We start from the raw sequence: 10,650 nt of genomic DNA, 5'->3' as shown, positions 1-10,650 counted from the left end.
ATCACAACGGTCAGCATCACTGACCGTGTGTTTGAAGAGGATGAACAGATTTCGTTTAGTGGCTTTCTGAATGAGAAGTACGGGGGGATGGAGAGTAAAGAGTTTGAATAACGCTTACTGTACTCGTTATCTGCACCCGGCTAGGTCTCCAAAATAACGTCAAAGCCGCCATAAATGATCCGCTTCCCATCGAAAGGCATGGGGTTATTTTCAGGGCTCATTCGGGGATCTTCCATCACCCGCTGCCAGCCCGCATCCCGAACCTCTTTGGACGGCCAGACAACCCAGGAGAACACAACGGTTTCATCCTCTTTTGCATGCACAGCCATCGGAAATGAAGTGGCCTCACCATCCGGCACATCATCCCCCCAAGCCTCCATCACCTTTAATGCCCCGCACTCTTTAAACACCTCGGCTGACAGCCTGCAGTGCTCAAGGTACTGCGCTTTATTCGCTGTTGGCACAGCGGCTACAAATCCATCGACGTATGACATAAATAAACTCCTTCAGTGGAGCTATAACCATAGACCAGAGATGCCCAAGGGCATAATGCGAAAAAGAAGTGTCGGTTGAAGTGGTCGGATAATCTAAGGGAGTGCAGCGTTCAGCTGCTTTTGGTCAGCGCGAGTTTTGCCCCAAAACCGATAAAAACCACACCCGTGATCGAGTTTAACCAGACCTTAAAGGTTGGGTTGTTCGTCGCGGATTTTATCCTGCTCAGGGTAAACACCATGGCCGAGAACCAGAGCACATTGACCAGCGAGTGCGCTGTAACCAGTGAGTAAGCACTTAGGGCGCTACCATCTACCGGCATAAACTGAGGGAAAGCCGCCAGATAAAAAACCGATACTTTCGGGTTCAGAATATTGGTTAAAAAGCCCTCGTAGAAAGCGCCCTTCATCGAAACCGGCTTTTGTACCGGTTCTTCCGCCAAGGTCGATTGTGCAGCGGGCTGTCGAATCGCATTTCTCAGGGCTTTAATACCCAACCAGATTAGATACGCAGCCCCCAGCATTTTAAAAACAAAAAATGCGTTGGCGGACTGCACTAGGAGAATGGAAATACCGAATATCGACAAAGTACCGTGTACATAGAAAGCGGCCACAAAGCCCGCAATGTTGATCAGTCCCGCTCTATGACCGGAGAGAGGCACCGTCTTAGCGATCAGAAAGCCATTCGGCCCCGGAGAGATCACCAGCAAAGTCGCCACGGCGATAAAAGCGAAAATAGCGTTTAAATCCATTTTAGTTCTCCGGTGGTTTGGGCTTCGAGGTTTCAACCTGAGAGGGTTCTGACAGCTCCTGCAGCATAGTGGTTTTCAGTTCCTGAATCTCTTTTTCTGCCCGCTGTTCTGCGGCCTTAACAACGTCAGGGTTTAGCTTTTCCAGTAACTGGTTCAGAGGCTTAGACATAAGGTATTCCGTTGGTTTTGAGTGCTATGAAAGACAACAACCAGCATGACTGACCGCGTTTTGAAGATAGAAATTGTTGTGGATATAGAAAATGAGGTTTAACGCCCGGCTCAGGCGCAACCAGACAGAATGGGATTTGTGCCAAAATTGGTGCTCGCGCCGTTGGCACAAATGACGCGGCGGTTGATTGTCGCTTGGAGCCGTTTGTTAGCCATCACGAGAGTCAAACTTTATCAATATAACCAAACATAAATAACAACACTTTACAAAATATGGCGAAACCCATTACTTCCAAAACAGGTATGCCAATTAATATTGGCTTATTGTATCTAATATAACCAATCGGCTTAAAAGAAAATATTGTAAGGAGAAAGACCAAACCAAGTATACCCAAATAATAAATATCAGTTCCTATCTCGACAACAACAGCATTACCAGACTTTATAAGCTCTACTGACTTCCACTCCATGAATATTTGGCTTAGATTGACTTTTAGAATATCTCCTTTCTCTACGCGCTCATAAAAACTTTTACTAACCGCCTCATTGTAGCTAAACGTACCGCTAGCTTTTATATTATAAGAAGATCCTTGCTTACTAGTATTTGCATACTTTTCATAGACTACGGCTCGATCAATCATGCCATAAGGAAGAGCGATATCCATTGCGATCAGAATCGTCATTAGTACCGATGGCACAGCGAAAATTCTTATAATTAATACGAAAAATTTCACAGCATCATCCTCTGGCTAACAGCTTAGTAATCAGGCATACGCGTTTTGGCGATTTCAATATACCGACAAAAACTGAGGAAAGGACTTTGATTAGAAGAGGAAAAAATCCGTTTTCTGATCTGACCGCTTCCCTGCAATACGCTCATGCGTTTATTTGCTCTAAATCTAAGAGCTGCAGGTGAGTGTTCCGTTAAATAGAACACTCACCTAATTCCGTAATTCTTTGACTTTTTCAGTCTATCCGATCACCAACACTGGAATTTTTTGTTAGCGAATTCATTCATCTAAGACCTCATCAAACTTATCAATCGAAAATGCTGCATATGACTCCAAAAACGCCTTCATCGTCCGATTTTTTCGTTTTCTGGACTCGGCAACGTCAACCATTTCGTCAAAAAGGTAGAGAATCTCTTCTTTGCGTTGAATATCGAACGGCAAGTAAAACAGCTCATATTTACTATAAATTCGTTTAAGCTTTAGTTCATTGCTGGTAAGGCTATCTAGCTTACTTTTAAAAGAATCAACCGGACTAACCTCTGGCTCTTCGATTAATCCTTCTTGCAGTAAATACTCGTAGTCATTTTGAATACTTCTTGCGACTTCTTTGCCTTGCTTATCTATCTCTGAAAAAAGCTGTTCTTTAAAAGCATCAAGTTCGTTTGCATCAAACATTGATTCAGACTCTGAGAGGGGAAGCCAATGCCCTAAATATGTCTCAATTCCATAGTTACGAAGCAGATTTTCAGTGTTATCTAAGTGCTCTGGGATGTAATCGAACCGAAAATAACGCTTACTTACCGTTGCTGTTTCAATATTGAATCCTGCCACTTCAAGTGACTGGTCTGTGATCCGGGATTTTCCATTCTCACTTAGACGATACCGTATGGAAAGATATTGCTCTAAATTTTCATTCCACTTATGTACAAACAGTCCAGATTGTAGCAAAGCATACTTGAAGCTAAACTCTTCTTTTCGGGAAAACCTGTTAAGCTGTTGAGGGGATAATAATTTAAGCTTATTTAGTTGCGATAGGTGCTCCTCTAATATTTCAGTGTCCTGACTATCGATTAGACATTCATAATTGCCTCCTCGTCTTATCAGGCCAGCCCCAGTAAGATTGGCCGAACCCAATACAATACTGCCCGATACAACAGTACCATAGTCGTCAAAAGCAACAAGAGCATACACTTTTGAATGAAACAAGTTATTTGATTCTACTGCATTTATACTGACCTCAACGTCTTGAAATGAATCACAAAACTCTTGCAAAAAATCGCCGCCATATTCAATAGCCGCCCGACGATCAATGAAAATTCTAACGTCACTTATACGCGCAAAATTTTGCACTTCAGTAATCAGTTTAAATGCCGCATCGCTATCAAAATAGCACGAACATAAATGTAGAGTGTGATAACGCCGCTTATCTATACGACCCAGCATTTCAGCAAGGCATTGCTTCTTCATCGACCTGATGTGTAAATAATTATTGTCCATGATCTGCCTCTTTTTTGAGTGCGCTAATAGCTTAATATCAGGCATGCGCATTTTGCCGATTTCATACCGACAAGTACCGAGAAGAGACTTTGATTGGAAGAGGAAAAATCCATTTTCTGATCTGACTGCTTCCCTGCCATACGCTCATGCGTTTATTTGCTCTTAATCTAAGAGCTGCAGGTGACTGTTCCGTTAAATGGAGCACTCACCTGCTTCCGTAATGCTTTGATTTTTCAGTCTATCCCTTCACCTAAATTAGCGGAAGCCACCAATAGGTATTAGATACCTTTTTCAGGCAGGTATTTGATGTGTGGCAGATAGCAGGTATGCATTCCCACGTAGAACATGGGAACGAGTCGCGGTTCAAAGTAGTACCGCCAGAACAAAAAAAGCCCCGGTGACCAAACCGGGGCAATAAGCTCAGAGGTACACCTTTCGGTGCAGGGAGGTTTCGTGCAGAAACTTAGCTCGGGAAGGCGAAGCTTACGCCTTCACGTACGCCGCTGGATGGCCAGCGTTGGGTGATGGTTTTACGTTTGGTGTAGAAGCGCACACCATCCGGGCCGTAGGCGTGCAGGTCACCAAACAGGGAGCGTTTCCAGCCGCCGAAGCTGTGGTACGCAACCGGCACTGGCAGAGGTACGTTGATACCCACCATGCCCACTTCGATCATGTCGGAGAAGTAACGGGCGGCTTCACCGTCACGGGTGAAGATGCAGGTGCCGTTGCCGTATTCGTGATCGTTGATCAGCTGCATCGCTTCTTCCATGGTGTTCACGCGCACTACCTGCAGCACAGGGCCGAAGATCTCTTCTTTGTAGCTGACCATCTCTGGTGTTACGCGGTCGATCAGGGTTGCACCCACAAAGAAACCGTTGTCGTAACCCGCCACCTGAGGTTCGCGGCCATCAACCACCACGTTTGCGCCGTCTTCTTCAGAACTTGAGATATAACCCACCACCTTGTCGCGGTGTGCGGCGGTAATCACAGGGCCGAAGTCGTTGGACTTGTCGGAGAACGCACCCACTTTCAGTGGCTTCATCGCTTCTTTCAGTTTGCTGACCAGTGCATCAGCTGCCTGATCGCCTACGGCTACCGCTACCGACAGCGCCATACAGCGCTCACCGGATGAACCAAAGGCAGCACCCAGCAGCTGGTTTACGGCGTTATCCATATCCGCATCCGGCATCACGATAGCGTGGTTTTTCGCGCCACCTAACGCCTGACAACGCTTGCCGTTGGCATTGGCGGTTGCGTAGATATATTCCGCAATCGGCGTGGACCCCACAAAGCTTACCGCCTTGATGCGCTTGTCGGTTAGTAGGGTATCCACCGCTTCTTTGTCGCCGTTAACCACGTTCAGTACACCTTCCGGCAGACCCGCTTCGTGCAGCAGCTGCGCGATATAAAGGGTTGAGGACGGATCACGCTCAGACGGTTTCAGAACAAAGGTGTTACCGCAGGCGATCGCCAGTGGGAACATCCACATAGGTACCATGGCCGGGAAGTTAAATGGGGTAATACCGGCAACCACACCTAACGGCTGGAACTCGCTCCAGGAGTCGATATTCGGGCCAACATTTTTGCTGTACTCGCCTTTCAGCAGATCCGGAATACCGCAGGCAAACTCGACGTTTTCGATACCGCGTTGCAGTTCACCCATGGCATCGTGGGAGATCTTGCCGTGCTCTTCACCGATCATGGCGCAGATCTTATCGGCGTTCTCTTCCAGCAGCTGCTTGAAACGGAACATCACGCGGGCACGTTTCAGGGGTGGCGTCTGGCGCCATGCAGGGTAAGCCGCCTGCGCGGTAGCAATCGCTTCTTCTACGGTGGCCTTAGATGCCAGACCCACCTGCTTGCTGATTTCACCGGTGGATGGGTTGTAAACCGGCTGGCTGCGCTCACAATCCTGTACAATCTGGCCGTTAATCAGGTGGCCTATGGTCTCTGCGGAATAGCTTTCAGCATTCTGGATATCAGTTGTCATAAAAAACCTGTTATTCGTTTATCTGTAATGCGATCTGAAAATTCGTTAAATCTGTCTCGTGCTGCCAATGCGACGGCGCTATCTATGCAAAGGCTTAGTCGATCTCGTTCAGAGACTCGCCCAGTGCATTGATCAGACGGTCGATCTCATCTGCTTCCACCGTAAATGGCAGCCCCAACTGCAGGGTGTCGCCGCCGTAGCGCACGTAGAAGCCTTTCTCCCAGCACTTCATCGCCACCTGATACGGACGCAGCGCAGGTTCACCCGGAGCGGCTTCAAGTGTCAGGGCGCCAGCCAGGCCGTAGTTACGGATATCCGCAACATGCTTGCTGCCTTTCAGGCTGTGCAGCATCTCTTCAAACTGAGGTGCCATCTGCTTAACACGCGGGATCAGCTGGTCGTTTTCCAGAATATCCAGCGAGGCAAGGCCAGCGGCACAAGCCAGAGGATGTGCGGAATAGGTGTAACCGTGTGGCAGTTCCAGCATGTATTCCGGGCCACCGGTTTCCATAAAGGTGTCGTAGATCTCCTGCTTGGCAACCACCGCGCCCATCGGTACAACACCGTTGGTCAGCTGTTTCGCCAGGGTCATCAGATCCGGCGTCACACCAAACTCTTCCGCACCTGTGTATGAACCCATACGACCGAAGCCAGTGATCACTTCATCAAAGATCAGCAATAAGTTGTGCTTATCGCACAGCTCACGCAGACGCTTCAGGTAGCCTTTTGGTGGAGGAATCACACCGGCAGAACCTGCTAACGGCTCAACGATAACACCTGCGATATTGCTGGCATCGTGTACCGCCAGCAGCTCTTCCAGATAGTCCGCCAGGTGCGCACCATCATCCGGCATACCCTGCACAAATTTGTTATCCGGCAGCATGGTGTGCGGCAGGTGAATCGCATCGATACCCTGACCGTAAAGCGCCCGGTTCGGGCCGATACCGCCTACGCTGATACCGCCAAAGTTAACGCCGTGATACCCCTTGGAACGACCGATAAAGCGTGTCTTGGTGGCCTGTCCCTTTTTACGCCAGTAGGCGCGGGCGATCTTAAGTGCGGTTTCTACCGACTCAGAACCGGAACCGGTGAAGAAAACACGGTTCAGGCCTTCCGGCATCAGCTCGGTAATGCGGTGCGCCAGCTGGAAGGATTTCGGCTGACCAAACTGAAATGCCGGAGAGTAATCCAGTTCGCTGGCTTGCTTGGCAATCGCTTCAGCGATCTCAGGGCGACCGTGGCCTGCGCCACAGGTCCAGAGACCGGATAAAGCATCAAAAATCTGTCGGCCATCAGCGTCCGTGTAGTAGTTGCCTTTTGCAGCTACCAGAAGACGGGGGTCCTTTTTGAACTCGCGGTTGCCGGTGAATGGCATCCAGTGAGCATCCAGTTGCGCCTGATTCAGACCACAGGCCGCAAGACGTTGCTCTTTATTCATACGCTGACCGCTCTCGTTGGAAGGCATGTCACACCTCAATTGAAATTATTGTTAAGCGCAAAGGTTTTAACCTGTAAGGCTTTTTATCTGTTGGCTTTTTTTATCTGTTAAGTCCCCGATGCGTCGCTATAGCCCTGCACAGGCTAATGGCGACACACCGGAGGGTAGAACGCGTAACACCTTGATCGGGTATCCATTATCAGCAGATTTTTAGTTTATTAAATCCAAACGTATTTACTCTGAGATAACTATTTAGTTAACTAAAAAGAGAGCCATCAGCTAACCAACAAACCTATGCCTTAACCCCATGCCTCACCGGAGTCATCGCCATGTCGCAAAAAGATAACTTCCTGCCCCGCCAACTGGGGGATGCCCATATCCGCTTGTTGCGTATCTTCAAGGTGGTGGTGGAATCCGGTGGCTTTGCTGCAGCGGAGGTGCAGCTCAATATCAGCCGACCGGCGATCAGTCAGGCGGTGACGGAGCTGGAAGGGCTGATCAATGCCCGCCTGTGTCATCGCGGGCGCTCCGGCTTCTCTGTCACGGAGGAAGGAGAGATCGTCTATCAGGCAACCCTGCAGCTGTTAGCCGGACTGGAGGATTTTCGTAGTCAGATCAACGCTATCAATAGAGACCTGAAAGGTGAGCTGAACATCGGGATTACCGACAATATGGTGACCGTGCCCCAGATGCGGATCACACGGGCACTGGCCGCCCTGAAAGATCGGGGGCCTGAGGTGGTGATCAATATCCGTATGATTCCACCGAATGATATTGAAAGCGCGGTGCTGGATGGCAGTCTGCATATCGGCGTGGTGCCGGACTTACGGGCGCTACCAGGCATCGATTATCAGCCCCTGTATGCCGAGCAGTCCCTGCTCTACTGCAGCAATCAGCATCCGCTCTATCAGGAGGATGATCGTGAGCTGAGCGATAGCAAGCTGGCAGAGTTTGATGCCGTTCTGCCCGCCTACGCTCAGCCCGCCCAGATTAAAAAGCAGCAGATGCTGCTGAAAGCCGGAGCCAGCTCGACGGATCGGGAAGGTATCGCTTTTCTGATTCTCAGCGGCCGCTTTATCGGTTTTCTGCCCACCCACTACGCCCAGCGTTGGGTCACAGAGGGTCGTCTACGTCCGTTACAACCGGAGCAGCGCCACTTCCATACTCACTACAGCGCCATTACCCGTAAAGGCGCACGGCCAAATCAGATTCTCTCTGCCTATCTGGAAGAGCTGGCCAATACGGCGGATGAGGAATCTGCCTGATCAGACATATAACCAGCCTGTCGATTCAAAAGCCGTCCATTCCATAGCCGTGCCTCCCATAACCGTGCCTCCCATAACCGTTCCTCCCATAACCGTTCTCCCATACCTATCCGGTGATATAGCCGGGCAGCTTATGACAGCGCAAACTTGACGGCAGGATAGAACGCAACGCAAAATCCGAATAATTATTCGCATAATCTCTTATTCAAGACACAATAAGACCTTTCAATGAGGCCAGCAGGATAACACTATGACTTCACAGCAAGCTGTCGTAACCGATTTCAACTGGCAGGAGATGGCAGCGACCATCGCCATGCCAAACTACGCCATCATCAACGGTGAGAACGTGAGCGCCCGCTCCGGTAAAACTCAACCCGTGGTGAATCCGGCAACTGCAGAAGCGATTGCAGAAGTGGCTGATTGCGGCCCGGAAGACGCCGATATCGCCGTAAAAATCGCCCGTGATACATTCGAATCCGGCGTCTGGTCAAAAATGGCACCGGGCGACCGTAAGCGCGTACTGCTGCGCTGGGCAGATCTGATCGAAGCCAACCTGCCGGAAATCGCTCTTCTGGAAAGCCTGAGCGCCGGCAAGCCGATCAGCGACTGCTTTAATATCGACGTTCCCAGCTGCCTGAACACTCTGCGCTGGACGGCGGAAGCTACCGACAAAGTTTATGAAGAGATCGCGCCAACAGGACATGACAGTCTGGCTCTGGTTCAGCGTTTACCGCTGGGCGTGATTGCGGCCATTGTGCCGTGGAACTTCCCACTTTCTACTACGGCATGGAAGCTGGCTCCTTCGTTGGCGACAGGTAATTCTGTGATCCTGAAACCGGATCCGAAAACACCTTTCACCGCACTGAAAATTGCTGAGTTAGCCCACCAGGCCGGCCTGCCCGCCGGCGTGCTTCAGGTGCTGCCCGGGGATGGAATCAATCTGGGCAAGCACCTTTCTTTGCACCCGGATATCGACGGCCAGACCTTCACCGGCTCTACCGGCGTGGGCAAACTGCTGATGCAGTATTCCGGTCAGTCCAACCTGAAGCGTACCTTCCTGGAACTGGGCGGTAAAAGCGCCAATATCGTGTTTGCCGATGCCAATCTGGAAAAAGCCGCTGATGCTGCCGCACTGGCGGGCTTCTATAACTCCGGCCAGACCTGTACTGCGGGCACGCGCCTGCTGGTTCAGGATGAGATCTACGACGAGTTTCTGGCGATGGTGCTGGAACGGGCGAAAAACTGGTGTCCGGATAACCCACTAAGCCCATCTACCAACATGGGCCCTGTGGTTGATCAGCGCCAGTTGGATACCATTCAGGGTTACGTGCAAAAGGGTATCGAAGAAGGTGCCAAGCTGGTTTACGGCGGCAAGGTGATGGAACACACACTGGGCGGCTTCTATCACGAACCGACCATCTTCGCAGAAGTAGACAACAAGATGACCATCGCACAGGAAGAGATCTTCGGCCCTGTGGTTTCCGTCATCCGCTTTAAAGATGCGGCGGATGCGGTTCGCATCGCCAACGACTCCCCTTACGGTCTGGCGGGTGCGGTATGGAGCCTGAATATCAATACTGCTCACAAAGTTGCTGCTGCAGTTCGTACCGGCACCATGGGCGTAAACAACTACTTCGGCGGTGATATCACGGTTCCGTTTGGTGGCTTTAAGGAGTCCGGTAATGGCCGCGATAAGTCCCTGCACGCCATGGACGACTACACCGAACTGAAAACCACCTGGATTGAGTTTGAGTAATCGTCGTATCCGGTAAGCCCTGGCATTCCCACGCGGAGCATGGGAACGAGCCAAGGCTTGGGGCAAGTTTGTAAAATCAATACTGGCTCCCACGCTCTGCGTGGTAGCCTGAGATTCGCGTCTTTATGAAGACCAGCCCCTAAGCAAAAGCCCCGTTATCCAGCTGTTAATTCAGTTCAGATAACGGGGCTTTCTTTTTTCTGAGCTGTTAATACCTATCAAACACCACAACCACCGCCGGAACAGCCACCACCCGTCATACAAGGCGGCGGTGTTGGGTTCTTCAGCGCTGAGCTCTTTACCACACCCGCAGCAGTCAGCAACTTGGTCACCGGGGTTTGCGGATCAAGATTACCCAACTCAAGACCACCTACTTCGCACAGCTGCTCCCAGGTCTCAACAGTTTGCGCCATCGGGTGACGCACTTCATACACTTCGCCATTGGCTTCGCAACGGTAATCATAGGTGGGCATGGTTTATTCAATCCTTCTCTGGCAAACCGGCTTACTAATCAACTTATCAACAAAAGCTATAGGGTTATTTAATGATCGTTAGATAGGGG

At 50.2% G+C, this 10,650-nt stretch carries 10 protein-coding genes; 2 read left to right on the top strand and 8 right to left on the bottom strand.

What is annotated here, in order from left to right; genetic code table 11:
* Positions 1-140: 140 nt before the first annotated feature.
* From BV405_RS17255 to aptA, 7 genes are all read right to left on the bottom strand, one after another.
* Entirely contained in the window at positions 141-494 is a 354-nt protein-coding gene (locus tag BV405_RS17255) for a DUF1428 domain-containing protein (protein ID WP_086482129.1), read from the bottom strand.
* A 110-nt stretch (positions 495-604) separates the two neighbouring features.
* Positions 605-1,243, bottom strand: coding sequence for a LysE family translocator (locus BV405_RS17250; protein WP_086482128.1), 639 nt, complete (start codon positions 1,241-1,243; stop codon positions 605-607).
* A gap of 1 nt (position 1,244) precedes the next feature.
* Positions 1,245-1,412: a hypothetical protein gene (locus BV405_RS17725; protein ID WP_176330212.1), complete on the bottom strand. Its 168-nt coding sequence runs from the start codon at positions 1,410-1,412 to the stop codon at positions 1,245-1,247.
* A 223-nt stretch (positions 1,413-1,635) separates the two neighbouring features.
* A complete protein-coding gene (locus BV405_RS17245) occupies positions 1,636-2,145 on the bottom strand; it encodes a hypothetical protein (protein WP_086482127.1) in 510 nt (169 codons plus the stop codon).
* A 276-nt stretch (positions 2,146-2,421) separates the two neighbouring features.
* Entirely contained in the window at positions 2,422-3,639 is a 1,218-nt protein-coding gene (locus BV405_RS17240; RefSeq protein WP_140054650.1) for a phospholipase D family protein, read from the bottom strand.
* A gap of 463 nt (positions 3,640-4,102) precedes the next feature.
* Complete coding sequence (locus tag BV405_RS17235) at positions 4,103-5,629, bottom strand: CoA-acylating methylmalonate-semialdehyde dehydrogenase (protein ID WP_086482125.1); 1,527 nt, start codon at positions 5,627-5,629, stop codon at positions 4,103-4,105.
* A 94-nt stretch (positions 5,630-5,723) separates the two neighbouring features.
* On the bottom strand, positions 5,724-7,094 hold the full coding sequence (gene aptA / locus BV405_RS17230; RefSeq protein WP_281251709.1) for an omega-aminotransferase AptA: 1,371 nt from the start codon (positions 7,092-7,094) through the stop codon (positions 5,724-5,726).
* A 302-nt stretch (positions 7,095-7,396) separates the two neighbouring features.
* Here aptA and BV405_RS17225 point away from each other — a divergent pair, with 302 nt between their 5' ends.
* Positions 7,397-8,332, top strand: a complete 936-nt coding sequence (locus BV405_RS17225; protein ID WP_086482124.1) for a LysR family transcriptional regulator — start codon at positions 7,397-7,399, stop codon at positions 8,330-8,332.
* A 250-nt stretch (positions 8,333-8,582) separates the two neighbouring features.
* Positions 8,583-10,088, top strand: coding sequence for an aldehyde dehydrogenase (locus tag BV405_RS17220; protein WP_086482123.1), 1,506 nt, complete (start codon positions 8,583-8,585; stop codon positions 10,086-10,088).
* Positions 10,089-10,306: 218 nt separating this feature from the next.
* Here the strand turns inward: BV405_RS17220 and BV405_RS17215 are convergent, their stop codons facing one another.
* Entirely contained in the window at positions 10,307-10,561 is a 255-nt protein-coding gene (locus tag BV405_RS17215) for an FmdB family zinc ribbon protein (RefSeq protein WP_086482122.1), read from the bottom strand.
* Positions 10,562-10,650 lie beyond the last annotated feature (89 nt).

Origin of the sequence: Oceanospirillum sanctuarii (assembly GCF_002150805.1) — a bacterium.
Classification (GTDB): Bacteria; Pseudomonadota; Gammaproteobacteria; order Pseudomonadales; family Halomonadaceae; genus Oceanospirillum; species Oceanospirillum sanctuarii.
Note: the sequence above shows the minus strand (reverse complement) of the source record. Positions and strands in the feature narration are given on the sequence as shown.

Bases quoted from the DNA above. Each gene is read 5' to 3' on its own strand.
- aptA (WP_281251709.1), bottom strand. From the start codon at position 7,094: ATGCCTTCCAACGAGAGCGGTCAGCGTATGAATAAAGAGCAACGTCTT.
- BV405_RS17235 (WP_086482125.1), bottom strand. From the start codon at position 5,629: ATGACAACTGATATCCAGAATGCTGAAAGCTATTCCGCAGAGACCATA.
- BV405_RS17255 (WP_086482129.1), bottom strand. From the start codon at position 494: ATGTCATACGTCGATGGATTTGTAGCCGCTGTGCCAACAGCGAATAAA.
- BV405_RS17215 (WP_086482122.1), bottom strand. From the start codon at position 10,561: ATGCCCACCTATGATTACCGTTGCGAAGCCAATGGCGAAGTGTATGAA.
- BV405_RS17225 (WP_086482124.1), top strand. From the start codon at position 7,397: ATGTCGCAAAAAGATAACTTCCTGCCCCGCCAACTGGGGGATGCCCAT.
- BV405_RS17250 (WP_086482128.1), bottom strand. From the start codon at position 1,243: ATGGATTTAAACGCTATTTTCGCTTTTATCGCCGTGGCGACTTTGCTG.
- BV405_RS17240 (WP_140054650.1), bottom strand. From the start codon at position 3,639: ATGGACAATAATTATTTACACATCAGGTCGATGAAGAAGCAATGCCTT.
- BV405_RS17725 (WP_176330212.1), bottom strand. From the start codon at position 1,412: ATGTCTAAGCCTCTGAACCAGTTACTGGAAAAGCTAAACCCTGACGTT.
- BV405_RS17220 (WP_086482123.1), top strand. From the start codon at position 8,583: ATGACTTCACAGCAAGCTGTCGTAACCGATTTCAACTGGCAGGAGATG.